The organism is Pantoea sp. RIT413 (assembly GCF_003057675.2).
Taxonomy (GTDB): Bacteria; Pseudomonadota; Gammaproteobacteria; order Enterobacterales; family Enterobacteriaceae; genus Pantoea; species Pantoea eucrina.
This window is the reverse complement of record NZ_QBJB02000019.1, coordinates 1-25,928: the sequence shown is the minus strand read 5'-3', so window position 1 is coordinate 25,928 and position 25,928 is coordinate 1. Positions and strand designations below refer to the sequence as shown.

The 25,928-nt window shown below is 57.0% G+C and carries 27 protein-coding genes; 8 read left to right on the top strand and 19 right to left on the bottom strand.

Annotated features, from left to right (window positions below; genetic code table 11):
* Positions 1-39: 39 nt before the first annotated feature.
* The 3 genes from DBY66_RS16470 to ppiA all read right to left on the bottom strand — a co-directional run bounded on the left by DBY66_RS16470 (position 40) and on the right by ppiA (position 1,467).
* On the bottom strand, positions 40-633 hold the full coding sequence (locus DBY66_RS16470) for a putative adenosine monophosphate-protein transferase Fic (protein ID WP_039380904.1): 594 nt from the start codon (positions 631-633) through the stop codon (positions 40-42).
* Positions 623-793 carry a YhfG family protein gene (locus tag DBY66_RS16465; RefSeq protein WP_071669295.1) on the bottom strand — a complete coding sequence of 57 codons (171 nt, stop codon included), beginning with the start codon at positions 791-793 and terminating at the stop codon, positions 623-625. The genes DBY66_RS16470 and DBY66_RS16465 overlap by 11 nt, the downstream gene beginning before the upstream one ends.
* A 101-nt stretch (positions 794-894) precedes the next feature.
* Positions 895-1,467 carry a peptidylprolyl isomerase A gene (gene ppiA / locus DBY66_RS16460; RefSeq protein WP_039380907.1) on the bottom strand — a complete coding sequence of 191 codons (573 nt, stop codon included), beginning with the start codon at positions 1,465-1,467 and terminating at the stop codon, positions 895-897.
* Positions 1,468-1,727: 260 nt separating this feature from the next.
* On the opposite strand from ppiA, the gene tsgA reads away from it, so the two are divergent.
* Positions 1,728-2,906: an MFS transporter TsgA gene (gene tsgA / locus DBY66_RS16455; protein WP_039380910.1), complete on the top strand. Its 1,179-nt coding sequence runs from the start codon at positions 1,728-1,730 to the stop codon at positions 2,904-2,906.
* Positions 2,907-2,996: 90 nt separating this feature from the next.
* Here tsgA and trpS read toward each other — a convergent pair whose 3' ends face one another.
* The 12 genes from trpS to pilM form a co-directional block, all read right to left on the bottom strand.
* Positions 2,997-4,001, bottom strand: coding sequence for a tryptophan--tRNA ligase (gene trpS / locus DBY66_RS16450; RefSeq protein WP_094111202.1), 1,005 nt, complete (start codon positions 3,999-4,001; stop codon positions 2,997-2,999).
* 15 nt (positions 4,002-4,016) lie between these two features.
* Complete coding sequence (locus DBY66_RS16445) at positions 4,017-4,694, bottom strand: phosphoglycolate phosphatase (protein ID WP_094111201.1); 678 nt, start codon at positions 4,692-4,694, stop codon at positions 4,017-4,019.
* A complete protein-coding gene (gene rpe, locus DBY66_RS16440; RefSeq protein WP_039380919.1) occupies positions 4,678-5,361 on the bottom strand; it encodes a ribulose-phosphate 3-epimerase in 684 nt (227 codons plus the stop codon). Before rpe ends, DBY66_RS16445 begins: the two co-directional genes overlap by 17 nt.
* 65 nt (positions 5,362-5,426) lie before the next feature.
* Positions 5,427-6,236 (bottom strand): adenine-specific DNA-methyltransferase, encoded by an 810-nt coding sequence (dam, locus tag DBY66_RS16435; protein WP_039380921.1) that lies wholly within the window; start codon positions 6,234-6,236, stop codon positions 5,427-5,429.
* A gap of 94 nt (positions 6,237-6,330) precedes the next feature.
* Positions 6,331-7,359 (bottom strand): SPOR domain-containing protein, encoded by a 1,029-nt coding sequence (locus DBY66_RS16430; protein ID WP_108570288.1) that lies wholly within the window; start codon positions 7,357-7,359, stop codon positions 6,331-6,333.
* Between the two features lie 120 nt (positions 7,360-7,479).
* Positions 7,480-8,568: a 3-dehydroquinate synthase gene (aroB, locus tag DBY66_RS16425; protein ID WP_108570287.1), complete on the bottom strand. Its 1,089-nt coding sequence runs from the start codon at positions 8,566-8,568 to the stop codon at positions 7,480-7,482.
* Between the two features lie 39 nt (positions 8,569-8,607).
* Complete coding sequence (gene aroK / locus DBY66_RS16420; RefSeq protein WP_039380929.1) at positions 8,608-9,129, bottom strand: shikimate kinase AroK; 522 nt, start codon at positions 9,127-9,129, stop codon at positions 8,608-8,610.
* 483 nt (positions 9,130-9,612) lie between these two features.
* Positions 9,613-10,872 carry a DNA uptake porin HofQ gene (gene hofQ, locus DBY66_RS16415; protein WP_108570286.1) on the bottom strand — a complete coding sequence of 420 codons (1,260 nt, stop codon included), beginning with the start codon at positions 10,870-10,872 and terminating at the stop codon, positions 9,613-9,615.
* A complete protein-coding gene (locus DBY66_RS16410; RefSeq protein WP_039380932.1) occupies positions 10,790-11,197 on the bottom strand; it encodes a HofP DNA utilization family protein in 408 nt (135 codons plus the stop codon). Before DBY66_RS16410 ends, hofQ begins: the two co-directional genes overlap by 83 nt.
* Entirely contained in the window at positions 11,187-11,675 is a 489-nt protein-coding gene (locus DBY66_RS16405) for a hypothetical protein (RefSeq protein ID WP_094111195.1), read from the bottom strand. The genes DBY66_RS16410 and DBY66_RS16405 overlap by 11 nt, the downstream gene beginning before the upstream one ends.
* Complete coding sequence (locus tag DBY66_RS16400) at positions 11,668-12,210, bottom strand: PilN domain-containing protein (protein WP_039380935.1); 543 nt, start codon at positions 12,208-12,210, stop codon at positions 11,668-11,670. The genes DBY66_RS16405 and DBY66_RS16400 overlap by 8 nt, the downstream gene beginning before the upstream one ends.
* The gene (pilM, locus tag DBY66_RS16395) at positions 12,204-13,019 is read right to left on the bottom strand and encodes a pilus assembly protein PilM (protein WP_039380938.1); all 816 of its coding nucleotides are present in this window, start codon (positions 13,017-13,019) and stop codon (positions 12,204-12,206) included. The genes DBY66_RS16400 and pilM overlap by 7 nt, the downstream gene beginning before the upstream one ends.
* A gap of 153 nt (positions 13,020-13,172) precedes the next feature.
* Between pilM and mrcA the strand changes: the two genes are divergently transcribed.
* On the top strand, positions 13,173-15,722 hold the full coding sequence (gene mrcA / locus DBY66_RS16390) for a peptidoglycan glycosyltransferase/peptidoglycan DD-transpeptidase MrcA (protein WP_039380941.1): 2,550 nt from the start codon (positions 13,173-13,175) through the stop codon (positions 15,720-15,722).
* Between the two features lie 30 nt (positions 15,723-15,752).
* Here mrcA and nudE read toward each other — a convergent pair whose 3' ends face one another.
* Positions 15,753-16,319 (bottom strand): ADP compounds hydrolase NudE, encoded by a 567-nt coding sequence (gene nudE / locus DBY66_RS16385; RefSeq protein ID WP_104086019.1) that lies wholly within the window; start codon positions 16,317-16,319, stop codon positions 15,753-15,755.
* Between the two features lie 388 nt (positions 16,320-16,707).
* Between nudE and DBY66_RS16375 the strand changes: the two genes are divergently transcribed.
* The 5 genes from DBY66_RS16375 to pckA all read left to right on the top strand — a co-directional run bounded on the left by DBY66_RS16375 (position 16,708) and on the right by pckA (position 22,368).
* Positions 16,708-18,843, top strand: coding sequence for an intracellular growth attenuator family protein (locus DBY66_RS16375; RefSeq protein WP_071669286.1), 2,136 nt, complete (start codon positions 16,708-16,710; stop codon positions 18,841-18,843).
* 195 nt (positions 18,844-19,038) lie between these two features.
* Positions 19,039-19,167, top strand: coding sequence for a hypothetical protein (locus DBY66_RS18090; protein WP_255421007.1), 129 nt, complete (start codon positions 19,039-19,041; stop codon positions 19,165-19,167).
* Between the two features lie 13 nt (positions 19,168-19,180).
* Positions 19,181-19,582 carry a ribosome-associated heat shock protein Hsp15 gene (gene hslR / locus DBY66_RS16370; RefSeq protein ID WP_039380949.1) on the top strand — a complete coding sequence of 134 codons (402 nt, stop codon included), beginning with the start codon at positions 19,181-19,183 and terminating at the stop codon, positions 19,580-19,582.
* A gap of 25 nt (positions 19,583-19,607) precedes the next feature.
* Positions 19,608-20,480, top strand: a complete 873-nt coding sequence (gene hslO / locus DBY66_RS16365; protein WP_039380951.1) for an Hsp33 family molecular chaperone HslO — start codon at positions 19,608-19,610, stop codon at positions 20,478-20,480.
* Positions 20,481-20,748: 268 nt separating this feature from the next.
* Entirely contained in the window at positions 20,749-22,368 is a 1,620-nt protein-coding gene (gene pckA, locus DBY66_RS16360; protein WP_039380954.1) for a phosphoenolpyruvate carboxykinase (ATP), read from the top strand.
* Between the two features lie 55 nt (positions 22,369-22,423).
* Here the strand turns inward: pckA and envZ are convergent, their stop codons facing one another.
* Entirely contained in the window at positions 22,424-23,782 is a 1,359-nt protein-coding gene (gene envZ / locus DBY66_RS16355; protein ID WP_039380956.1) for a two-component system sensor histidine kinase EnvZ, read from the bottom strand.
* Positions 23,779-24,498 carry a two-component system response regulator OmpR gene (ompR, locus tag DBY66_RS16350; RefSeq protein WP_001157751.1) on the bottom strand — a complete coding sequence of 240 codons (720 nt, stop codon included), beginning with the start codon at positions 24,496-24,498 and terminating at the stop codon, positions 23,779-23,781. The genes envZ and ompR overlap by 4 nt, the downstream gene beginning before the upstream one ends.
* Before the next feature lie 498 nt (positions 24,499-24,996).
* Between ompR and yjbE the strand changes: the two genes are divergently transcribed.
* Entirely contained in the window at positions 24,997-25,242 is a 246-nt protein-coding gene (gene yjbE, locus DBY66_RS16345; protein ID WP_039380960.1) for an exopolysaccharide production protein YjbE, read from the top strand.
* Positions 25,243-25,295: 53 nt separating this feature from the next.
* Here yjbE and greB read toward each other — a convergent pair whose 3' ends face one another.
* Positions 25,296-25,781, bottom strand: coding sequence for a transcription elongation factor GreB (gene greB / locus DBY66_RS16340; RefSeq protein WP_039380962.1), 486 nt, complete (start codon positions 25,779-25,781; stop codon positions 25,296-25,298).
* Between the last annotated feature and the right edge of the window lie 147 nt (positions 25,782-25,928).

The window sequence follows — 25,928 nt, the reverse complement described above, 5'->3', positions numbered from 1 at the left end:
TGACCTCAGGTCGATCAAACCGCCGCTATTCTACGCACTTTATCGCGCCGGGCTTACCACTTTTGTCAGCTGCGCGGTCAGCGCGGCGAGATCGCCCGCGACCGCTTCGCGAATTGCCTTCTGCCACGGCTCCGGCTCCAGCCGATCCCACTCCAGCAGATAGCCGGCGTGCAGCGCCAGCTGCTCAAAAAAGATGCGCTGAGCGCGTCCGTTGCCCGCCCGGAACGGATGCAGTACATAGAGTTCACAGTAGTAATGTGCCAGACGGGCCACAAAGGCGTCTGTATCAAGTTCGGTCAGCCCCTGCTCCTCCTCCAGCGCGCTCATCAGCGCATTGCCCTCTTTCTCAATGTATTCGCAGTGGCAGTAAGGGGTCTCGTCGCGCCAGATATCGATGGTGCGGAGTTCGCCCGCCCAGCTGTAGAGATCCTGAAACAGCGTGCGATGAATATGGCGTAAACGCGGCAGACCCGGTGTACGCGGACCTGGATCCAGCGTCGCCAGCCGCGCGGCACTGAACGCCAGCTCCGCCTTACGCAGCTGCGCGGCATCATGAATTTCCAGCCGGTTTTTCAGCACATCATCGTTGTGCCACAGGTAGGGATCGCGTACCGCCAGTGAATTATCCGCCATACTGCCTCCTCAGCGAAGCAAGCCGATCTTCCGCCTGCTCAGCGGTGACCGCAGGCTCAGTCAGGGTATAACCAGACAGCCTGCAGCTGGCCTGATAGCTGGCAGCACGACGCTGCAGCCACAAAGTGGCTTTCTGTTTTTCAGTGAGTTTTTGCGGCATAGCGCCTCCGGCTGACAAGATTTGCCCTAAGTATAAGAGCAAATTCTGGCTTTGCCGGAGCGCGGTCAGCGACGTCACGCTACAGGTGACGCGGAAACAGATTAAGGCAGGATTTTCGCGGAGGTAATAACAACCGGTTTTGCCGGGACATTCTGGTACGGGCCCACATCTTTAGTCGGGACCTGGGCGATTTTGTCGATCACATCCATCCCTTTCACAACTTTACCAAATACCGCATAACCGAAGTCGCGCTGTCCGTGATCCAGGAAAGCGTTATCTGCCACATTCAGGAAGAACTGGCTGGTTGCGCTGTCTTTCTCAGCGGTACGCGCCATAGAGATGGTACCGCGCAGATTACGCAGTCCGTTGTCAGCTTCGTTTTTGACTGGCGCGCTGGTCTGCTTCTGCTGCATATCCGTGGTAAAACCGCCCCCCTGGATCATAAAACCCGGGATCACGCGATGAAAAATGGTGTTGTTGTAGAAGCCGTTATTAACGTAATCCACAAAGTTTTTTACTGAAACCGGCGCTTTCTGGTTATCCAGTTCAAGTTCAATGTTGCCTGCTGACGTGGTGAGCAGGACATGTGTATCCCCTTTTGCAGCCAGTGCAGAAGCAGATACGGAAGAGAGTGCTAACAGGGCGATCGCCGCTGTCAAAGTACGTTTAAGCATGAAAGAGTCCTTACCCTGGAGATCGGCTTAAAAAACAGAATTGATTGTAAAGAGCATGTAATACAAGAGCCAGCGTTTTACCTATATTTACCGGAATGTTGCAAACGTCATACTTTTGCCGCCGCGCAATCATTTGCGTGACTGAAATCACACATATCATGAAATTTGCGTAGCTTATTTCACTGCTTGTTTATTAAGATCACAGTTCCATTTACAATTCATGACACTTTTGCCTCATCGTCCCCCCACAGGTTATGAACATGACAAACCGTAATCGCATCGGCCTTACCTGGATCAGCTTTTTCTCTTATGCGCTCACTGGCGCACTGGTGATTGTGACCGGTATGGTGCTGGATAATATCGCGCAATATTTCCAGCTACCCATCTCAGAGATGAGTAACACTTTTACTTTCCTTAACGCCGGCATTCTGGTTGCCGTTTTCCTGAACGCCTGGCTGATGGTGATTGTGCCGCTGAAACGCCAGCTGATTTTCGGCTTTGTGCTGATGATTCTGGCGGTAGCGGGCCTGATGACCAGCCATAACCTGCAGGTCTTTTCACTCTGCATGTTTATTCTGGGCGTGGTCAGCGGCATTACCATGTCAATTGGTACCTTCCTGATCACCCATATCTATGACGGTCGCCAGCGCGGTTCACGCCTGCTGTTTACTGATTCATTTTTCAGCATGGCCGGCACGATTTTCCCGATTATTGCTGGCGTACTGCTGGCGCGTGCGCTGCCGTGGTACTGGGTATATGCCTGCATCGGCGTTATCTACCTGGCTATTTTTGTTCTGACGCTGATGGTGGAGTTTCCGGTTCTCAAAAGTGAAGCGGCCGTTCAGGGTGGGGAAAAAGAGAAATGGGGCGTGGGGGTGCTGTTCCTCTCCATCGCTGCGCTCTGTTATATCCTGGGCCAGCTGGGCTTTATCTCCTGGGTGCCGGAGTATGCAACCAAATCGATGGGCATGGATATCGCCTCTGCCGGGCAGCTGGTCGGCAACTTCTGGACCGCTTACATGGTCGGTATGTGGGCGTTTAGCTTCCTGCTGCGCTTCTTTGACCTGCAGCGCATCCTGATGGTGCTGGCTGCGCTGGCCACCGGCCTGATGTACTGGTTTGTCTCCTCTCAGGAGGCGGGCATGCTGCACTGGATCATTATGGCACTGGGCTTCTTCTCCAGCGCGATTTATACCACCATTATTACGCTGGGCTCGCTGCAGACCAAAGCGGCCTCGCCTAAGCTGGTTAACTTTATCCTGACCTGCGGCACCGTGGGCACCATGCTGACCTTTGTGGTTACCGGACCGATAGTGGCTAAAGGTGGCGCGCATGCGGCACTCTCTACTGCCAACGGCCTTTATGCCGTGGTGTTTATCATGTGCGTGCTGCTCGGCTTTGTCACAAAGCACCGTCAGCACGGTCATGTGACCCACTGATGATGCCGGCACTACCGCCTCGCGCGGCAGATGCGACCCAATAAAAAGGCGAGCCGGAAGGCTCGCCTTTTTTACATTATCCGTGCCGGTTTACGGCTGTGCGACGAACCCGACGGCGTCGTACACTTTCTTCAGCGTTTCCTGCGCGTGCGCACGCGCTTTAGCTGCGCCGTCACGCATTACCTGGTTGAGCAGCGCCTCATCATTGCGGAAGTGGTGATAGCGCGCCTGCAGCTCGGTCAGCATGCCGGATACCGCCTCGGCAACGTCGCCCTTGAGGTGCCCGTACATTTTGCCCTCAAACTGCTGTTCAAGCTCCGGAATCGATTTGCCGGTAACGCCTGAGAGAATATCCAGCAGGTTGGAGACGCCCGCCTTCTCTTTGACATCATAGCGCACCACCGGCGGCTCTTCGGAGTCAGTAACCGCACGCTTGATCTTCTTCACGACCGATTTGGTATCTTCCAGCAGGCCGATAACGTTGTTGCGGTTGTCATCCGACTTGGACATCTTTTTCGTCGGCTCCAGCAGCGACATTACGCGCGCGCCCGATTTCGGAATAAACGGCTCCGGAACCTTAAACACGTCACCATAAAGCGCGTTGAAACGGGCAGCGATATCGCGGCTCAGCTCCAGATGCTGCTTCTGATCTTCGCCTACCGGAACCTGATTGGTCTGATACAGCAGAATATCGGCCGCCATCAGCACCGGGTAGTCAAACAGACCGGCGTTGATATTCTCTTCATAGCGGGCAGATTTATCCTTGAACTGTGTCATACGGCTCAGCTCGCCAAAGTAGGCGTAGCAGTTCAGGATCCAGCTCAGCTGCGTATGCTCCGGCACGTGCGACTGAACAAAAATGGTGCTTTTTTCCGGGTCAATGCCGCAGGCCAGATAGAGCGCCAGCGTATCCAGCGTCGCTTTACGCAGCGTGGCCGGGTCCTGACGCACGGTGATCGCGTGCAGATCGACGATGCAGTAAATGCAGTGATAGTCATCCTGCATCTGCACCCACTGACGCAGCGCACCCATATAGTTGCCAATGGTCAGTTCACCTGAAGGCTGGGCGCCGCTGAAAACGATGGGTTTGCTCATGTTATATCCTGATAATCACAGCCCGAGTGCGGGCAGAAGTTCGCCAAAAGTGTCGAGAGTTAAATCGGGCCGGCTGGTGGTAATAGACTCACCGTAGTTGTAGCCAAACGTCATACCGACATTCGGTACACCGGCAGCCTGTGCCGCGAGGATATCATTGCGTGAATCCCCGACAAACAGCAATTGTTCCGGCAGTACGCCGAAATGGCCCAGCACCAGGAAGATGCCGGCCGGATGCGGTTTTTTCACCGCTACGTCATCGCCGCCGATAATCAGTGAAAAAGAGTCGCTGATGCCGAGAGAGGCCAGCAGCGGAGCGACAAACGGCGTTGGTTTATTGGTAACGATAGCGAGAGGTAATCCCTGGTCGCGCAGCGCGAGCAGCGTCTCTTTTACCTGCGGAAACAGCGTGCTGCCTGACTCAACCGTGTCAGCGTAGTGCCGGTCAAAACAGGCGCGTGCGTCACGCTGCTCTTCCGCATGAGGCTCGCGGCCCAGCGCCCAGGTCAGGGCGCGCGCCATCATAATATCGGCACCGTTACCTATCCAGGTTGATGCCCGCTCAATGCCCGGCGCCGGCAGCTGCAGATCGCCCAGCGCCCGATCGATCGCCTGTGACAGGCCCGGTGCGCTATGCACCAGCGTTCCGTCAAGGTCAAAGGCCAGCGCGCGGATATCAGTGAAATGAGCCATTAACTTTCTCCAGTTCCGTGCGCATTTCATCGATAACTTTTTTGTAATCGGGATGACCGAAGATGGCCGAGCCGGCGACAAACATATCTGCGCCGGCGGCAGCAATCTGTCCGATATTGTCGATTTTCACACCGCCATCCACTTCGAGCCGGATGTCATAGCCGCTCTGATCGATCAGCCGGCGCGCTTCGCGCAGTTTATCCAGCGTGCCCGGTATGAATGACTGGCCGCCAAAGCCGGGATTGACCGACATCAGCAGAATGATATCCAGCTTATCCATCACGTAATCAAGGTAGCTCAGCGGCGTTGCCGGATTAAACACCAGGCCTGCCTTACAGCCATGCTCTTTGATGAGCTGCAGCGTGCGATCCACGTGGTCACTGGCTTCCGGGTGGAATGTGATATAGCTGGCACCCGCTTTCGCAAACTCCGGGATAAGCGCATCCACTGGCTTGACCATCAGGTGCACATCAATCGGTGCCGTAATGCCGTAGTCACGCAGCGCTTTCAGCACCATAGGTCCCATCGTCAGATTGGGCACATAGTGATTATCCATCACATCGAAATGCACGACATCGCCGCCTGCCGCCAGTGCTTTGGCGGTATCTTCACCCAGACGGGCAAAGTCAGCGGCAAGAATTGAAGGGGCCAGTAAAAATTGTTTCATCCGATTCTCCCAATGTTGTGCGCCAGTCTCAGCTGACGTAATGCGTTGGTCGCGGACGAAACAGGCTAGCGGAAAAGCGCCAGCAGTTCGTCCACCTGCGTACGACCACTTATGCTTCGGCTGATAGAACGCCGGGCTTTTACTACATGTAAATCCGCGTTCTGATACCACTCCCGGGTCAGCAGCGTATCGTGATTGGAAATCAGGACCGGTATCTGGCTCTTAGCCAGCTTCCCGGCCAGCTCCGCGAGATGCTGCTGCTCGCGCAGGCTGAAACTGTTGGTGTGATAGGCCGTGAAGTTGGCCGTTGCCGACAGCGGCGCATAGGGCGGATCGCAATAGACCACCGAGCCTGCAGCAGCGCTGTTCAGGGTAACATCGTACGATTCGCAGACAAAGGTCGCTTTCTGCGCGCGCTCTGCAAACCAGAGTAGTTCAGCTTCCGGAAAGTAGGGTTTGCGGTAGCGGCCAAAAGGCACGTTAAATTCACCGCGCAGGTTGTAGCGACACAGGCCGTTATAGCCGTGACGATTCAGATAGAGGAACAGCACGGCGCGCTGGTAGGGATCGCGGCTGGCGTTAAATGCCAGCCGCTGCGCATAATAGTGCTCAGCGCTGTTTCCTTCCGGCGTAAACAGCTGACGCGCATCCGCAATAAATGTCTGCGTACGCGTTTTGACAATGTTGTAGAGGTTAATGAGATCGCCGTTGATGTCCGCCAGATGGTAGCGGTCATAATCGGTATTGAGAAATACGGAACCGGCGCCCACAAAAGGCTCAACTAAGCAGTCGCCTTGTGGCAGGTGACGACGAATATCGTCAAGCAGTGGGTATTTCCCACCGGCCCATTTCAGGAAAGCGCGATTTTTTTTCATGCTGTCGTGGTTATTACATCTTCATTGTAGCTGTGGTGAAACCGACAGCAGATCTGCGCTTAAACGGGGCCGCAGCAGCGGGCCCCACATCAATTTACTGACTCTCTTTCTTAACCTGGCTCAGCGGTTTTACCCACGGATTAACCGCACGTACTTCTGCAGGCAGCGCAGCCGCAGCCCTTTTCGCTTCGGCAGGCGTCGCGTAAGCGCCACTGACCAGCACGTACCAGGGCTGACCGTTACGTGTGGTTTTATACACGTGATAGCCGCTCAGATTCTGTTTTTTTGCCCACGCCGTCAGGCTCTCCTGCTTCGACGCTCCGCTCAGCTGCAGCGTATAGTTACCCCCTGAAGGCAGAGACTTGCTGGCGCTGCTGGCAGGCGGGTTGTGCGCCGCCGTGGTGTGGGTCTGGCTCTCGCGGGTCGCAGACGGTTTTGCCGCAGCCGCTGGTTTATGGCTGGTCCCGGATGCGGTGGAACGTGAACTGCTGCTGGCACGCGGCGCGTTATCCGCCCGCACAGCTGGCGGCGTAACAGCTTTTCCTGCTGTGCTGCCAGCATTACCGCTTACGGTAGCCGGCGCGGTGGGCAGAGAAGAGCCGCCCTGCGCACCCTGTGCGGCAGCATCTACCGAGCCCTGCTGATTACTCAGCGCACTGTTGAGATCGCCTGGCAGCGTGACGCGCTGCTGATTCGCAGGCGCCTCTGTTACCTGCGCCTGCGTTGGCGTGGATGACACGGAAGGAATTGAGATCGCCTGCCCTTCACTGCCGGCTGCCGGCTGCGTCGTATCCTGTGGCGCGCTGCCTTCAGCCGTTGGGGCCGCTGCCTGCTGGCCGCTCATGGAGGTGGAGTCAGAGAGATCGATATGTTTTTCACTGCCGCCAGATGTCGACGCACTGCCGCTGCTGCGGTTAGCCGCGGGTTTATCATCCGGCCCGGTCAGCGCTGAACCAATGCCCAGCACCAGAACCAGCAACACCAGAATGCCAATCCCCATCATCATATGCTGACGGGAGACCGGCGCTTTGGCCTTTGGCGCAGAAGACGCTTTACGGGATCGCGCGGGACGGCGATCGCTGGCATCAGGTTTTAACTCATCTTCCGGTTTGAACTCATCCATCTCGCCTCCTCCGTAAAACGGTGCGTCTCCGACACACCGTATCACAACGTTCTTCTTCAGCCTGAACTTGCCTGCCGCAGCGTTATATGACGGTCTGCTGTCAGAACGCTACATTCGCGCTTAGTTACTGCGACAATCGTTAATTGCAGCCAGCACCATATCATGTGCAACACCGGCACGCACTTCAGAGCGACCAATAGCGAGAGGCAGCACCATACGCAGCTCGCCCCCGATCACTTTTTTGTCGCGCATCATGTGCGGCAGATACGCTTCAGCTGTCATCTCAGCGGGACCGGTTACCGGCAAGCCAGCACGCTGCAGCAGCGCAATCACGCGTTCGCTCTCTGCTGCGGTAAATTGCCCCAGCCGTTGCGCCGTACGCGCGGCCATCACCATACCTGCGGCCACGGCTTCGCCATGCAGCCAGTTGCCATAGCCCATATGCGCTTCAATCGCATGACCAAACGTATGGCCCAGATTGAGCAGCGCACGCTGGCCGTTTTCACGCTCGTCGGCAGCAACCACTTCCGCTTTCAGCTCGCAGCAGCGGCGAATACACCAGGCGATTGCGCGCGCATCCAGCGCCAGCAGCGCATCAAGATTTTGCTCCAGCCAGTGGAAGAATTCACCGTCCAGAATAATGCCGTATTTGATCACCTCTGCCAGGCCAGACGCCAGCTCGCGCGGCGGTAGCGTGGAGAGGCAATCCGTGTCGATAACCACTGAGGCGGGCTGATAAAACGCGCCAATCATGTTTTTACCGAGCGGATGATTGACGGCGGTTTTTCCGCCTACTGACGAGTCAACCTGCGCCAGCAGCGTGGTGGGCACCTGAATAAATCGGACGCCGCGCTGATAGCTGGCAGCGGCAAATCCGGTGAGATCGCCAATCACGCCGCCACCCAGCGCAATCAGCGTGGTGTCGCGGCCGTGCGGCTTCTGCAGCAGCGCGGTAAAGACCTCATCCATGACGGTCAGCGTTTTATACTGCTCACCGTCAGGCAAAATCACCTGATCAACATGGATGCCCGCCTGGGTCAGCAGCGTTGCGACTTTCCCGAGATAGAGCGGGGCCAGCGTCTGGTTGGTTACCAGCATGGCGCGATCGCCTGCCTTCAGCGGCCAAAAAGAAGCCGGATCCTTAAACAATCCGGCAGCAATGGTAATGGGGTAACTACGATCCCCCAGTGAGACAGTGATCTTCTCCATGATGACCGATACCTGTTGCTGAGCCCTCAGGATGCTGGATTAATTTTTTTCCAGCATGTTGATGATCTGATTGGCGACCACTTTGGCACTTTGATCATCAGTGCGAATAGTGACGTCAGCGATCTCTTCATAAAGCGGATTGCGTTCATCTGCCAGTGCTTCGAGCACTTCACGAGGCGGTTCATCAACCTGCAGCAGCGGGCGCTTTTTATCGCGCTGCGTGCGGGCAAGCTGCTTTTCGATGGTGGTTTCCAGATAGACAACCACGCCGCGGGCGGAGAGACGATTGCGCGTTTCACGGGATTTGACGGAACCGCCGCCGGTCGCCAGTACGATGCCTTGTTTCTCGGTCAGCTCGTTAATGATTTTTTCTTCGCGATCGCGGAAACCAGCTTCGCCTTCCACATCAAATACCCAGCCTACATCCGCTCCGGTACGTCGCTCAATTTCCTGATCGGAATCGAAAAATTCCATATTGAGTTGCTGAGCTAACTGACGACCAATAGTGCTTTTGCCGGCACCCATCGGCCCAACCAGAAAGATATTGCGTTTCTCTGCCATTTTGTCGGTATTACTAAGAATTCGTTGATGATACCCCGCGTTCAGCGCGTTGCTGGCGGGACAGGAACTGAGACCTCATAAGCATTAGCAAGAGTCAGATAGAAAATTATCTCAACACTCATGGCCGTTTGGCAACCGAATAAATCGCCTCCGGCAACCTGCACACAGGTATGGTCTTTGGTTCGCGAGACGGTAACGCTCTTCCTTACGTGCCTTCATTAAACGGGCTACAGCTGCGCAGGCCGGGGGTTGCCGGTGCTTATCATCGGCTGATATTAGCGCTGAAAACGGCCCTTTATCTGCTTGCTGCTGCCCACTTTATGCTGGCATATTTCTTTTTTGACGCCAGTATCGCTTGTGACTGACGCCCGTCGGAAGATTATCCTGCCGCGTACCGCTACACCGTTTTAAAATCGCTAAACCTTGTAAGCTAATTCCTCTCTGGCGTCAACGCGCACGGCACTACAGAACGAATTTTCCGCTTTATCCGGCAGAAAGCGCTGCTTCCCTGACCAGTCTGGGGGTAATAAAGATAACCAGCTCACGTTTTTTCTGCTCGTGCAGCTGCTGCCGGAACAGCGCGCCCAGCAGCGGCACTTCTCCCAGCCACGGCACGCGCTTTTCACTCTGCGTGCGCTGCTGCTGAAAAATGCCGCCCAGCGCCAGCGTTTCGCCATCACGCAGCGTCACCTGCGTCTCAATTTCCTGCTTTTCAATGCTCAGCACCTGGTTCTCTCCCAGCGTCAGGCTGCGGCCAGGCATGTTCTGGCTCAGCCGCAGCCGCAGCTGAATGCGACCGTTGCCCAGAACCGTGGGAGTGACCTCCATACCCAGCACCGCCTCTTTGAACTCGATTGCCGTCGCACCGCTGTTGCCTGACTTCACCTCGTACGGAATTTCGGTGCCCTGTTTGATGGTGGCCGTCTGCTGATGCGCAGTAAAGAGCCGCGGGCTGGCGATGATATCGATCTGATTCTCCTGCTCCAGCGCGCTCAGCTCAAGATTCAGCAATTCACCGCTCATTTTACCCAGCGTCACCCCGGCGCGCAGTGCTGGCGTACTGACCGCCAGCGGCAGGCTAAGCTGCGGATTGCGCAGCGTCGCCGCTACCGCATCTGCCGGAGAGAGCTGCCAGCTGACGCCCAGTTCACGCAGATGCTCTTCGTTAAGCGTCACGATATGCGCCTGCAGCTCCACCTGCTCCAGCGGCCGGTCGAGGGCTTTGATCCAGCGCGTCGTGCTTTCCAGAGCCGGTGCCGTGTCGCGCAGCAGCAGTGAGTTAGTACGGCTATCGACCGTGACGCTGCCGCGTGCTGACATCAGTGAAGGCTCTCCCTGCAGGCTGCGGTGAATATCGCTGGCGCTGGCATAATGAAGCGTAACGGTGCGCTGCTCCAGCGTCCGCTGCGCCTGTTTATCTTCCTGCTCCTGCCGGACCCGCTGCATCTGACGCTGCTGCCAGCTTTGCGGATAGACCAGCAGCACCCCCTCCTCTTCTATCAGAACAAGATCGGTCAGGCGGGAAATCAGCGACAGGGCATGCTCTGCGCTTACCTTCTCCAGGCGCAGCGACAGTCGTCCCTCAACCCCAGGCGCAATCAGCAGATTAGTCTGCTGATAATCCGCCAGCGCCTGCAGAATGCGCTCTACCGGCGCATCGTCAAATACCAGGCTCAGCGTGCTGGTCTGCGCCTGCAGCGGGGTGCTTAACATAAGCCCCAGCAGCATCACGATCCGTTTCATAAAAGCCTCCTTTAATTACCCAAACGATCTGTTGCTTCACACAGCGGCGCGGCGCGGTTAACGTCAGCGTGCGCGCGGTTATCCCCGCGACCTGCCAGGGATAAACCGGAAAAGGAATGGATGGCTCCAGCCGGTAGCTTTTCCCCTCGGGCGATATTACCCAGGCGACAAAGTGGGGTGCGCGACCTGCCACGCCCTGCAGACGCCAGTTCTGCGGCGTGGCGGCAGGCGGTTCGCAGGCGCGGGTGGTCAGAGGGACGAAAGGATTGCGTGCTGCGACGGCACCGACCCAGAGCAGCAGGCACAGCAGCGCGCTACTCCGCATCGGATTGCTCCAGCCACAGCTCTGCCGTCAGCAGACGCGCGCCGGACCGCAGTGAAAAACGCTGCGGTACCGGCTGAGCGGTTCCGGCCAGCTCACTGAACAGCGGCATAAATTCACGCCACTCCAGCTGCAGCACCAGTTCTGATGGCTGAGCCTGCGGCTGCCAGTTTTGCAGCTGCGCGCCACGCGTGTTCACCAGCTGCTCCAGCGATGCGCTGGCCGCGCTGCCGCGCTGCGGCATCTGTAACATAGCGATCTCCTGCGTAAGCGTGGCGACTGACGGCTGCAGCGCCTGCTGCAGCTGGCTTTGCTGCGCGGTAAGCGCTGTCAGCGCTGTCCGCTGCTGTGCCAGCGCTTGCTGCTGGGGTTGCAGCAGCAGCAGCCAGAGCAGCAGCAGCACGGCTGCGGCAACCAGCGTGCTGCAACCGGCACGCCAGGCAAAAGGCCACAGCGCATAGCGCCACATCAGCTCATTCATTGCGCGGCTCCCGCATCCGCGCCTGCAGCGTGAAGCGGTATCGGCCATCGGACTGCCGGGTTATCGCCCTCTGCCTGACGGCGGCAAACAGCGGCTGTGCCAGCAACCGATGGCGCAGCTCGCTCACCGCAGCCACGCTGTCACTCCACCCTTCGACGCGCAGCAGCTGCTGCTGACGATCGATACGCTCCAGCCACAATGCATCCGGCAGCAGCCCCGGCAGCTGCTGCCAGAAACGTTGCCAGTGCTGATACTGCAGCGCCACCTGCTGACGCTGCTGCTGTAAGTCCAGCAGCCTGTCGCGCGCCTGCAGCAGTGATTGCTGTTGCGTGCGCAGGTGCCGCAGCGCGAGCAGTCGCTGCCGGGCCTGTTCTGTCGCGCTTTCAGCCTGAGTCAGCTGCTGTCTGCTATATCCTCCCAGCACCAGCGCAACGAGCAGCGGCAGTGTTAACGCGGTAATCAGCAGATATTTCGTCTGCCGGCAGCACTTCTGCCACTGCCGCTCACGCCACGGCAGCAGATTAACCCTTAGCATGAGCTGTCTCCGGGACGCAGCGCCAGTCCCAGCGCCAGCGTAAAGTCGCCCTGCTGTGCGGGCAGAGGCGGCTGCTGGTAGCGTAATAATGAGAGCGGCAGGCACAGCTTCGCCTGTAGTGTGGTCAGGGCTGACGAAGAGGTACAAAGCGAGTCCGATACCTGCGGAAAGAGCTGTGTAACAGTGTCTGCATCGAGCGCGCCTGTGACGCTCCCGCAGCGCAGCGCGCCATCATTAAACACCCAGAACCCGTGCTCGCCTGCCGGGTGGATCAGCAGCGTATGGGGGGCAAGCGGCAGCTGCTGTGCGACCTGCATCAGGGCCTGCGTGCTCAGTTCAAAGATGTCAGGCTCCAGACCCGCCTGCTGCAGCGGCTGCAGCCATTGCGCCATTACGTCCCGCCGTGCCGCCGTAACCTGCAGCCTGTTTTCAGCCGCGTCACACTGATAGTCAAACGCCAGCAGCGCGGTTTCCACCGGAAAGAGGGTACGGGCGGCGGCAGTGACATAACGATTTAAAGCGGGTTCGCGCAGCGAGGTGTCGGGCAGCGGCAAGGTCCGCTGCAGAACCAGCTGTGGCGGCAGGCCAACGCGCAGGGAAAACTGCGCCGGCAGCTGCCGCCGCCACGACGCTAACATCTCCTGTAACAGCGGCGAGCTTTGCAACACGCCGTTGCGTAACGTATCGTGCGGCAGCGCTTGCTGCCACCAGTGTCGCAGCTGCCAGCCATGACGACGGCGTTCAATACCCAGCGCACACAGGTGCCTGTTCTGAATATCCAGTCCAATTTGCCAGCGCTGAAAAGCCATACGCGCGATCTCCTTATCATCAAAGGTAAACGCTAAACCCGGCTATGCTGAATGACAGGCAAATGACGGGTATATCAAAGCGTCAGGCTTGCCTTTATACTACCGCGCGATTGTTTATAAACTGCCCAAACGCCAACAGATGGGAATTCTCAGGTGAAGTTCGTAAAGTATTTATTGATTCTTGCAGTGTGTTGCATTTTGCTGGGAGCCGGTACGGTTTATGGCTTGTACAAGTATATAGAGCCGCAGCTGCCCGATGTGAACACATTGAAAGATGTGCGTTTGCAGACGCCGATGCAGGTTTACAGCGCCGATGGCGAGCTGATCGCCCAGTATGGTGAAAAACGCCGCGTACCGCTGACGCTGAAGCAGATGCCGCCAGAGCTGATCAAAGCATTTATCGCGACCGAAGATAGCCGCTTTTATGAGCATCACGGTGTCGATCCGGTGGGGATTTTCCGTGCCGCCAGCATCGCGCTGATGTCAGGCCATGCGTCGCAGGGTGCCAGTACGATTACTCAGCAGCTGGCGCGTAACTTCTTTCTGAGCCCTGAACGTACGCTGATGCGTAAAATCAAGGAAGCGTTCCTGGCCATCCGCATTGAGCAGCTGCTGAGCAAAGATGAGATCCTTGAGCTTTACCTCAATAAAATCTATCTCGGCTATCGCGCGTATGGCGTTGGCGCGGCGGCGCAGGTCTATTTCGGTAAAACGGTCGATCAGCTGTCGCTGAGTGAAATGGCGATGATCGCTGGCCTGCCGAAAGCGCCCTCAACCTTCAACCCGCTCTATTCGCACAGCCGGGCGCTGGCGCGTCGTAATGTGGTGCTGGCGCGCATGCTGGATCAGAACGACATCACACAGCAGCAGTATGAAGAGGCCCGTAATACGCCGCTGACCGCCAGCTATCACGGTCCTGAGATCGCCTTTTCTGCCCCTTATCTCAGTGAAATGGTGCGTCAGGAAATGGTGAAACGTTACGGCGATCGCGCCTATGACGACGGCTACAAGGTGTATACCACCGTAACCCGTCGCCTGCAGGAGGCGGCGCAGCAGGCGGTGCGTAATAACGTTATGGCTTATGATATGCGCCACGGCTATCGCGGCCCGACCGCCGTATTATGGAAAGTGGGCGAGACCAGCTGGGATCAGCCGCGTATTCTTAAAACGCTGAAAACACTGCCCGCCTACGGACCGCTGAATGCCGCAGTGGTGACCAGCGCCAGCGCTCAGGAGGCCACGGCCTTACTGAAAGATGGCAGCACGGTCGCGCTGAAACTCTCCGGCGTGCGCTGGGCGCGCCCTTATAAATCAGACACGCTGCAGGGCCCGACGCCGCGCAGTATCACGCAGGTGCTGCAGGCTGGTCAGCAGATCTGGGTACGTAAAGTGGGCGATGAGTGGTGGCTGGGTCAGGTACCGCTGGTGAACTCTGCGCTGGTGTCGCTGAATCCGGAAGATGGCGCAGTGCGCGCGCTGGTGGGCGGATTCGATTTCAATCAGAGCATGTTTAACCGTGCCACCCAGGCGCTGCGCCAGGTGGGATCGAACATCAAGCCTTTCCTCTATACCGCCGCTATGGATCGTGGTCTGACGCTGGCTTCTATCCTCAACGATGTGCCGATTTCCCGCTGGGACGCCGGCGCAGGCGCAGACTGGCGGCCTAAAAACTCGCCGCCAACCTATGCTGGTCCTATCCGTTTACGGCAGGGGCTGGGAGAGTCTAAAAACGTGGTGATGGTACGCGCCATGCGCGCGATGGGCGTCGATTATGCTGCGGAATATCTGCAGCGCTTTGGCTTCCCGGCGCAAAATATTATTCATACCGAGTCGCTGGCGCTGGGTGCGGCTTCATTCACCCCACTGCAAGTGGCGCGTGGCTATGCGGTCATGGCAAACGGCGGTTTCCTGGTTGACCCCTATTTCATCACCCGCATTGAGGATGAGCAGGGAGGCGTGATTTTTGAAACAAAGCCTAAGATTGCCTGTCCGCAGTGTAATCTGCCGGTGATCTATGGTGATACGAAGAAGTCAGTTGCCCTGAATGAAGAGAGCGTGGAGAACGTCGCCACCTCTGATGAGTCGAAGAATCAGACGGTGCCACAGCCAGCGCTGGAGCAGGTTCCGGCACAGCCGCAGCCAGCAGGCGATCAGCAGTATGCGCCGCACGTGATTAATACCCCGCTCTCTTTCCTGATCAAAAGCGCGCTTAACTCCAATATCTTTGGCGAGCCGGGCTGGATGGGTACCGGCTGGCGTGCCGGACGCGATCTGAAGCGAAATGATATTGGCGGAAAAACCGGTACGACAAACAGCTCTAAAGATGCCTGGTTCTCCGGCTATGGCCCGGGTGTGGTGACGTCGGTCTGGATTGGCTTTGATGATTCACGCGCGCTGGGACGTTCAACCGTATCAGGTGCGATTCCGGATCAGATTTCCGGTTACGAGGGCGGAGCCAAGAGCGCGCAGCCGGCGTGGGATGACTATATGAAATCTGCGCTGGAGGGCGTACCGGTGCAGCCGCTGACGCCGCCGGAAGGCGTGGTCACCGTGACTATTGACCGGGCAACCGGCAAACTGGCTAACGGTGGTGGCAATACGCGTCAGGAGTATTTCATTGACGGCACGCAGCCGGTGGAATATAGCGTGCACGACGTCGGCACAACCATTATGGACAATGGCGAAAGCCACGAACTGTTCTGATAAACAGGCGCCTGCGGGCGCCTTTTCTATTCAGTAATCAAGCCGGCCCTGTTTTACCAGCCATTCGCGCACCAGAAACAGCGCACTGACGTTACGCGCTTCGCTGAAGTCGGGTTCTTCCAGCAGCGCCAGCAAATTCTTCAGCGGCCAGCGTCGTACCACCAGCGGTTCCGGCTCATCCCCTTCCAGCTTCTCTTCATAGAGGCCTTCAGCCACAACGATATTCATTTTGCTGGAGAAGTAAGAGGGTGCCATGGTGAGCTTGCCGAGGGCTTCAAGATGCGTCGCGCCGTAGCCAGCCTCTTCTTTAAGTTCCCGGTCGGCCGCCTCAAAGGCGCTTTCGCCCGGATCGATTAGCCCTTTTGGAAAACCAAGTTCATAGCTTTCCAGCCCCACCCCATACTCCTGAATCAGGATAACGTCGTCGCCGAGAATCGGCACAATCATTACCGCTTCGCGTTCAGAAGGCTTCATGCGCTCATAAACGCGGCGTGCACCATTGCTGAAAGCGAGATCGACGGCTTCAATGGTAAACAGGCGGGAGCGGGCCACCGCTTCTACCTTGAGGATGTCAGGTTTTTTCAATGGAGTGGTCATATCAGCCTCAGACGTTGCACAACCTTGTGAAATGCGATAGCGCCAGCATACCGAAGGCCGCGCAAATGTGCGACAGGCAACGCAGGCTAAGCCGCTGCCGGATTGCGCGGCCCGCCGTATGGCGCGCTATGCGCTCGCTCGCTTTAAGCATAAGTCAACGCCTCAACGCGAAATTCAGAAAATACCGATATTTAATTGAGTATTGCCTGGTTAACATCCTATCAGGGATTAATCTAATAATTTATAATCCGATGATTTAGCGCATTATTTTATCTGTGTTTCTTCTTGTCAGAACCTCTTCTGCTCGCCAGAATTGACACATCTTACGATTTTCGCCGGGAGTAGAACGTTAACGTGAAGGCATTTCGTTGGCTGGAATGAGCTGAGCATGAGCACTTTTATTGTCATCCTGACAGTGATGCTGATCGGCTCATCATTAGCAGGTATCACTTACTGGTACGCTATGCGGCATCGTCCGCCGTTAGCGCGACCTCTGCCGTTTATCAGTCCGCCCTGCCGCAAACTCTCTGATGATGAGCGCATCGCAGTAGAAAAGTATCTGGCTGCGCTGGCAAAACGTCAGCCGCCGCGCACCCGCGCCCGCTTTGCCACGGAAGCGGAAGCGCTGACGCTGACGGCTCAGAGCAATCATGTCTACCCGGTTACCCGTTCCATCACCCGCTACGGTCTCTCAACCGACGATCCGCACAAATGGCGCTACTATCTCGATGAAGTGGAAGTGCATCTGCCACCGCTCTGGGAACAGTATATTGCCGATGAAAATTACGTTGAGCTGATCCGCACGCAGACGCTGCCGCTGGTCATCTCGCTGAATGGTCACTCGCTGGTTAACTACGCCATTGAGCAACCCGCCCTGCCGCCGCTGATCCAGCCTGCCAGTACCAACGCCTCTATCCGTAAAGCAGAGAGTGAAAACGTTGAGTTACTGCGGGTGCGCAAAGAGTCGCACGAGGAGTACCAGCTTTCGCGGCCTGACGGTACGCGTGAAGCGGTCGTTATCAGCTGCGCTTTTTTGCTGTTTTTTCTCGGTCTGGTGCTGCCGGGCAATCTCCTGCTCTGGCTGGTGGTGCCTGGCTGCGTAATGATCGCCGTCAGCCTCTGGTTCCTCTGTCGTTTTCCCGGTGAGAAAAGACTGCGTGATATTCACTGCCTGCGCGGTGCGCCGAAACGCTGGGGCCTGTTTGGTGAATCGAACCAGGAGCAGAGCAACATTTCGCTGGGCATTATCGATCTCATCTACCCGCCGCACTGGCAGCCTTATATCGCTCACGATCTGGGACAGATCACCGAAGTGGATATCTATCTGAACCGCCAGGTTGTGCGTCAGGGGCGTTTTTTGTCGCTGCAGGATGAAGTCAGGAATTTCCCGGTCCAGCGGTGGCGCAAGAATCTGGTACTGGCCTGCGGTTCACTGCTGGTACTGGCAATGCTGCTGACCTGGATCCCGCTCAGTATGCCGCTCAAGCTGAGCCTGGCCTGGGTCAAAGGCACGGAAAGTCTTGAGGTCGACAGCGTGGATAAGCTCTCTGCCCTGCCGCTGCACGTCGGCGATGTGCTCAGGGTGACGGGAACCGGTATGTGCTCGGTGCCAGGCAATTACCAGAGCAATCGCACCTACGCTTACATGCCTTTTGACTGCTCTGCTATCTACTGGAACAAAGCTGCTCCGCTGCCTCAGCCGCAGTCTGACATTATTGACAAGGCCGCTGCGCTGCTGGATACCACCCTGCGCCAGCTGCATCCGGAAACCAGTACCGATCCCAAGCTTAATCCGCAGCTCGCCTCAGCAATTCAGAAGTCAGGCATGATTTTGCTGGATGATTTTTCCGAGCTGGTGCTAAGGACGCAGGATCTCTGCAGCCAGCAGCAGGATTGCGTCCGGCTGAAAAATGCGCTGGTTAACCTGGGCAATGCAAAAGACTGGGATTCGCTGATCCACCGCGCGGACACCGGCAAACTCAGCGGCATGAATGTGCTGTTAAGGCCTGTCAGTGCCGAGGCGCTGGAGAATCTGGTGAATACCGCGACGTCAACCTTCTTTTCCCGTGAAACCCGTCGTGCGGCGGAAACGCTTAACAGCCCGCCGCCGGGCGGCTTTCTTATCATCAGCGATGAAGGCCGGCAGCTGGTGACGCAGCCGCAGCCTGCCGTCTCCCTGTTTGATCTGGACGCGCCTTCACAGTGGCGCGAACTGCAGCGTATCGCGGGCATGCTGCTGCATACGCCGTTCAGCGCCAGCGGCATCATTACCAGTATGAGTACCGACGCTAACGGGACACGCCATATCATGCTGCATAACGAACCGGATGCCATGGCGCAATGGCGCTACATCGGCAGCGTTGTGCTGATGCTGATACTGCTGATTTCCGCGCTGGTGAACGGGTTACTGACGCTGCGTCGCATCCATCGTAACCGGCTGCGCATGGCTGAAATTCAGCAATATTACGATAAATGCTTTAACCACAATCTCAGCACTATGCAGAGTGTGCGCTCGCTGTTCTGACCCTCCGCCCTTCTGTGCTACCCTGACGCGCATTTTTTTGCGACGGCTGTCGGGGCCGGCATTTACGCTAAACTGATAGGGTGCGGCATCGCGTCGCACCTTGATTTATCACTTTCTGCCCATATCTCCGGGTATCTGCAGCTTTTCCTCTGCGAAGTTCGCGTCAGAGCCGGTTGCATATAGCGCGACGCGGTGATGAGAGCCCGGCCAGCGTCTGGTGCAGAGACCCGGACGTCAGCCGCTTCCGACGCCGACTGGCCGCCACCCTTTTTCAGCGCCGCCCTGCCGGACCCGTTTACCGGTAAAGGTGAAACGCTGCGTTAAAGCAGGAGCCACAATGAAAGAGAAAATCAGCGACGGCGTACGCCTTGATAAATGGCTGTGGGCCGCGCGCTTCTATAAAACCCGCGCGCTGGCACGTGAAATGATCGAAGGCGGCAAGGTTCACTATAACGGTCAGCGCAGCAAACCCAGCAAGCTGGTTGAATCCGGCGCGGAGTTAACGCTGCGACAGGGAAACGATGAGCGGACGGTGATCGTTAACGCCATCAGCGATCAGCGCCGCCCCGCCAGCGAAGCGCAACTGATGTATAGCGAAACCGCCGCCAGCGTGGAAAAACGGGAAAAAACGGCGCTGGCACGCAAACTGAACGCGCTGACTATGCCACATCCGGATCGCCGGCCTGATAAAAAAGAGCGCCGCGATCTGATGAAATTTAAACTGTCGGGTGATGAATAGTTTCCACCCCTGCGAGAGAAAACTTATGTCTGTTCAAGATCAATTACACCGTTACCTGTTCGAAAACGTTGCCGTGCGCGGCGAGCTGGTCAATGTCTCCCACACCTGGCAGGACATTATCCGCAATCATGACTACGCAGAGCCGGTAAAAACGCTGCTGGGCGAGCTGCTGGTTGCGACCAGTCTGCTGACCGCCACGCTGAAATTTGACGGTGATATCACGGTGCAGCTGCAGGGTGACGGTCCGCTGACGCTGGCAGTGATCAACGGTAATAACCGTCAGGAGCTGCGTGGCGTGGCGCGCGTGAAAGAAGGTGCAGAGATTGCGCCCGGCAGCACGCTGAAAGAGATGACAGGTAACGGCTATCTGGTTATCACCATTACACCAGAAAAAGGCGAACGTTATCAGGGCGTGGTGGGTCTTGAGGCGGATACGCTGGCAGGCTGTCTGGAAGACTATTTCATGCGTTCTGAGCAGCTGCCTACCCGCCTGTTTATCCGTACTACTGAGCAGGGCGCAGCCGGTATTTTACTGCAGGTGCTGCCCGCGCAGGAGACCAGTCAGGATGATTTCAATCATCTGGCCATGCTGACGGAGACGGTGAAAGCGGAAGAGCTGATCACGCTGCCGGCAAACGATGTGCTGTGGCGTCTCTACCATCAGGAAGAAGCCACCGTTTACGATCCGCTGCCCGTTATGTTTAAGTGCACCTGCTCGCGCCAGCGCTGCGGTGAAGTGCTTAAAACGCTGCCAGAGAGCGAAGTGGATGAGATCCTCGAAGAAGATGGCAAAATCGATATGCACTGCGACTATTGCGGCACGCACTATGTCTATGACGCGGTCGATATTGCTGCCATCCGGAACGAATCTGTCAGCGACAGCGACCAGCTGCACTGATTCCGCTGCGGGCGGCCACGCCGCCCGTTTCGCGTAAAACTATACCCCCATGTTTTTTCACGGAAATTAACTAATTTTCACTAACTTTACTTTTATAAGTAGCCGATTTCTCCGCTTGTCACGTTCCAGTTCGCATTTTTAACTATCTTCACTTTCCGCTTCTGCTCAGATGTGTACACTGCGCGCGATCTGTCCTGCGCAACCGAGTGCGCCACGCGGCAGACACCCCCTAAAAATGCAATGAAGTACCGATTTAAGGAGCAGTCACATGCGCGTTAACGGCCTGACATCGCAAGACCTCGCCGACCTGGGCATCAGCGGCACTACCGAAGTGGTGTATAACCCTGACTATGACACGCTGTTTCAGGAAGAAACCCGCCCGGAGCTGGAGGGTTATGCGCGAGGCACCCTGACGCAGAGCGGCGCAATCGCCGTGGATACCGGCATTTTTACCGGCCGCTCACCGAAAGATAAATATATTGTCCGCGATGACACGACGCGCGATACGCTGTGGTGGAATGGCACCGGCAACGGTAAAAACGATAATCAGCCGCTTTCGCAGGAGACCTGGCAGGCGCTGAAGGATCGCTGTACCCAGCAGCTTTCAGGCAAACGCCTGTTTGTGGTGGATGCCTTTTGCGGTGCCAATCCTGACTCCCGCCTGAGCGTACGCTTTGTGATGGAAGTGGCCTGGCAGGCACACTTTGTGAAAAACATGTTTATCCGCCCGAGCGATGAAGAGCTGGCCAGCTTCACGCCTGATTTTGTGGTGATGAACGCGGCGCAGTGTACCAATCCGGACTGGCAGGCGCAGGGGCTGAACTCAGAAAATTTTGTTGCATTTAACCTGACAGAACGCATGCAGCTGATTGGCGGTACCTGGTACGGCGGCGAAATGAAGAAGGGCCTCTTCGCCATCATGAACTATCTGCTGCCGCTGAAAGGCATCGCCTCCATGCACTGCTCCGCGAACGTGGGTAAAGCGGGCGACGTGGCCGTGTTCTTTGGCCTCTCCGGCACCGGTAAGACCACGCTCTCCACCGATCCTGAGCGGCAGCTGATTGGCGATGATGAGCACGGCTGGGATGATGACGGCGTCTTCAATTTTGAAGGCGGCTGCTATGCAAAAACCATCAACCTGTCTGAACAGGCAGAGCCGGAAATCTATCGCGCTATCCGCCGCGATGCGCTGCTGGAAAACGTGGTGGTGCGTGCCGACGGCAGCGTGGATTACGCCGATGGCAGCAAAACAGAAAACACCCGCGTCTCCTATCCGATCAATCACATTGAAAACATTGTGCAGCCGGTTTCCAAAGCGGGTCATGCGAAAAAGGTCATTTTCCTTACGGCTGATGCGTTTGGCGTGCTGCCGCCGGTTTCGCGGCTGACGCCAGAGCAGACGCAGTATCACTTCCTTTCCGGCTTCACAGCCAAGCTGGCCGGCACTGAACGCGGCGTCACGCAGCCAACGCCAACCTTCTCTGCCTGCTTTGGCGCCGCATTTCTGACCCTGCATCCGACGCAATATGCTGAAGTGCTGGTTAAGCGCATGGAAGCGGCGGGCGCGCAGGCTTATCTGGTTAACACCGGCTGGAACGGCAGCGGCAAGCGCAACTCACTGAAAGATACCCGGGCGATTATCAACGCGATTCTGGCAGGCGAGCTGGATAACGCCGCGACCGTGACCCTGCCGGTGTTCAATCTGCAGATCCCGACGCAGCTGGCCGGGGTGGACGCCGCCACGCTGGATCCGCGCCGCAGCTGGCAGAGCGAAGCGGAGTGGCAGCAGGCCGCGCAGGATCTGGCACAGCGTTTTATTACTAACTTTGAGAAGTATACCGACAACGACGCGGGTAAAGCGCTGGTACAGGCGGGTCCGCAGCTGTAAGCACGGCTGAATTACTGCAGCGGGCGGCATCACTGCCGCCCTTTTTTCTGTCTGCTCAGGTGCTGTGCGCGACGCTGGCCAGCGCGGTGCTGTTTTCCGGCATCGGCAGCCAGGCGCGGATACGTAATCCGCCGCGCTCGCTGGCACCAATCTCCAGCGATCCTTCATGCGCATCGATTATGCGCTGCACAATCGCCAGCCCCAGCCCGGTGCCGCTGGTACTGCGGGCGCTGTCGCCGCGCACAAACGGCTGAAACAGATGCTGCAGCTGATCGGGTTTAATACCGGGACCATCATCATCAACCTGGAACCAGGCGCGGTTAAGCTCCTGGCCGCTGCTGACTTTGATCCAGCCGTTACCATAACGCGCAGCATTTACCACCAGATTTGCCACCGCGCGTTTAATCGAGAGCGGATTGATATTCAGCATTAGCTCATCGGTCATCACCGCATTCTCAATCTCGCGTTCATAGCCGCTCTCAGCCGCGACCACTTCTCCCAGCACGCTATTGAGATCGGCCCGCTCGGTCTGCATCTCCTGACCCGTACGCAGATAATCGATGAACTGCTCGATGATGGCGTTGCACTCTTCGATATCTTTATTAATCGACTCCGCCAGGTAGCCATCCTGCTCACCCATCATCTCGGTCGCCAGACGGATGCGCGTCAGCGGCGTGCGCAGATCGTGACTGACGCCCGCCATCAGCAGGGTGCGATCGTCAGCCAGCTGCTTGACGCCAGCCGCCATCTGATTGAAGGCGCGCGTCACCGAACGCACTTCAGAGGCTCCATATTCACGCAGCGGCGGCGGAATAATGCCTTTACCCACCTGCAGTGCCGCGTGCTCCAGATCCACCAGCGGCCGGTTTTGCATCCGGATAAACAGCCAGGCTCCGCCAATCGCCAGCAGCATGATTGCCAGCGTGTAGCGGAACAGCGGCGAGAAGTCGCCCTGATGAATTTCCGTCAGCGGCACCCGCACCCAGATATCGGGCGAAAGCCAGGTTTTCAGCCAGACAACCGGCGAGTTTTTATTGACCTCGACGCGCACATCGGTCGGGCCGCCCAGCTGCTGCGCCATCTGCTCACTCAGAAACTCATAGTGCTGCGCCCAGCGCAGCCCGCTCTCTTCTGCCGCCGCGTTGGTATAAAGCGAAATCCCCAGCTCGCGGTAAATTTCGCGCCGGAAGGCGGGTGGCACTTCCAGCTGTGTCCCATCTTCCAGCTGCAGCCGATCGGTCATCAGCATACGCACTTCATAGGCCAGCACCTTATTAAACTGCTGCAGGCTGGGAAGAATAGCGAAGTTCAGCACCACCAGATACGTCGTTACCAGGCTGACAAACAGCAGGGTAACGATCAGCAGCAGGGTGCGGGCAAAGGAACTGCGGGGCGAGAAGCGCAGTCGCCTCATGCTTTACTGCCGTCCGGCACAAAAACGTAGCCCAGACCCCAGACGGTCTGGATATAGCGCGGATGCGCGGGATCTTCTTCCACCATGCGGCGCAGGCGCGAAATCTGCACGTCGATTGAGCGTTCCATGGCGCTGTATTCACGTCCGCGCGCCAGGTTCATCAGCTTGTCACGCGAAAGCGGCTCACGCGGATGACTTACCAGCGCTTTCAGCACGGCAAATTCACCGCTGGTGAGCGGCATAGGCTCATCTTCACGGAACATTTCACGCGTGCCGAGGTTCAGTTTGAATTTGCCGAAGGCGATAACCGCCTCTTCCTGTGAAGGCGCACCCGGCAACTCGTTGGCCTGACGACGCAGCACCGCGCGGATCCGCGCCAGCAGTTCACGCGGGTTAAACGGTTTGGGAATATAGTCATCCGCCCCAATTTCCAGCCCGACAATGCGGTCAACCTCTTCACCCTTAGCTGTCACCATGATAATCGGCATCGGGTTACTCTGGCTGCGCAGACGGCGACAGATAGAGAGGCCATCTTCGCCTGGCAGCATTAAATCCAGCACCATCAGATGAAACGATTCACGCGTCAGCAGGCGATCCATCTGTTCAGCATTAGCGACACTGCGCACCTGAAAGCCCTGTTCGGTGAGATAGCGTTCCAGCAGCGCGCGCAGACGCATATCGTCATCAACGACCAGAATTTTGTAGTTCTCTTGCATGTTCAACTCCCAAAGGCGCCATTGCCTGAAGCAATATTGTGAGGATAAGGGACCTGTCTGTGACAGATATTTATGGTTTATATTCTAAGCGAAATTGTTACAAAGCATATTAAACAGGAGCTTATATTTAATTTCTTGCCTGAAATGCGGCTCCGCTCCCGCTTTTGCCACCCGATTTTACCCTGATTAGCGCTTGTCTGAAAAAACGGCACTTTTTCTCACTGCGCGTGGCTCGACCGCACTTTTCCCGCTCTGCCAGAGCCTGCCCTGCGCTTTCACATCAATTCAGCGGGATAGCAGACCGCCGGCAGCACAAAACTGCGCAGATTCTGGTTAGCGCCTTATAACGCTCTCGGAAGAGTCCCAGCGGCGGCACAATCCAAGACCATTTATAAATAAAGACAGTTAAATCAGCGAGTAAACACCACTTTCGCCCGGCCCGATGATCTCCGACACTTCTGCTGTATCGACCCGATCGGTGTCATGTGGAGAAGAAAAATGAAAAAAGTTGTTCTGCTGAGCGCGCTGGTTCTCTCCAGCCTTACCCAGGTTCAGGCGGCAACGTCAGTCGGTGAAGCCGCCGGTGCGCAGGCGTCAACGACAGCAAAAGGCAACTCGGATGCAATTGGCGTGGGCGCAGTAGCAGCACTGCTGGGCGTGGCGCTGGCTACCATGGGCGGTGGCGGTGGCGATGGCAATGGCAGCAGCACCTCAACCACTACCGCAACGGTGCCGGGCAAGTAAGCGCTATACCGGGACTGCGCTGCCTGTGGCTCACCACGCGCAGTGCAGTTCACTTACGCCTTGTCGTGATAGGTAATCTGATTCACAAACCAGATCTTTTGTCCTTCAGGCGTGTTAACGGTGACCTCATCATCGACCTCTTTTTTGATCAGCGCCCGCGCCATAGGTGAATCGATCGAGATGTACTCTTTCACATTATCGCCATAGATTTCATCTGGTCCGACGATGCGAAAACGCTTTTGTTCCCCCTGCTCATTCTCCACTTCTACCCACGCGCCAAAAAAGACTTTGCCCTCCTGCTGCGGGGCGTAATCAACAATTTTCAGCTCAGCGAGGCATTTGCGCAGGTAGCGTACCCGCCGGTCAATCTGCCGCAGCAGCCGTTTATTGTAGGTATAGTCCGCGTTTTCTGACCGATCGCCGAGGCTGGCGGCCCAGGAGACGATACGGGTGATCTCCGGACGCTTCTCATTCCACAGATGATCGTGCTCGGCGCGCAGCTTGTTGTAGCCTTCGCGGGTAATCAGTTGAGTTTTCATTACATCGGCTCGTTTATGTCAGTTTTGCAGGTCGCCAGCTGCGTACATTGACTGCTCCCCGCCCTAAAGGGCGAGGATTCCCACTTCAACGCAACCTGCCTAAGCCGCATTACGCGGCTTTAGGGTTTACAGTCGCTCCGTGGGCTA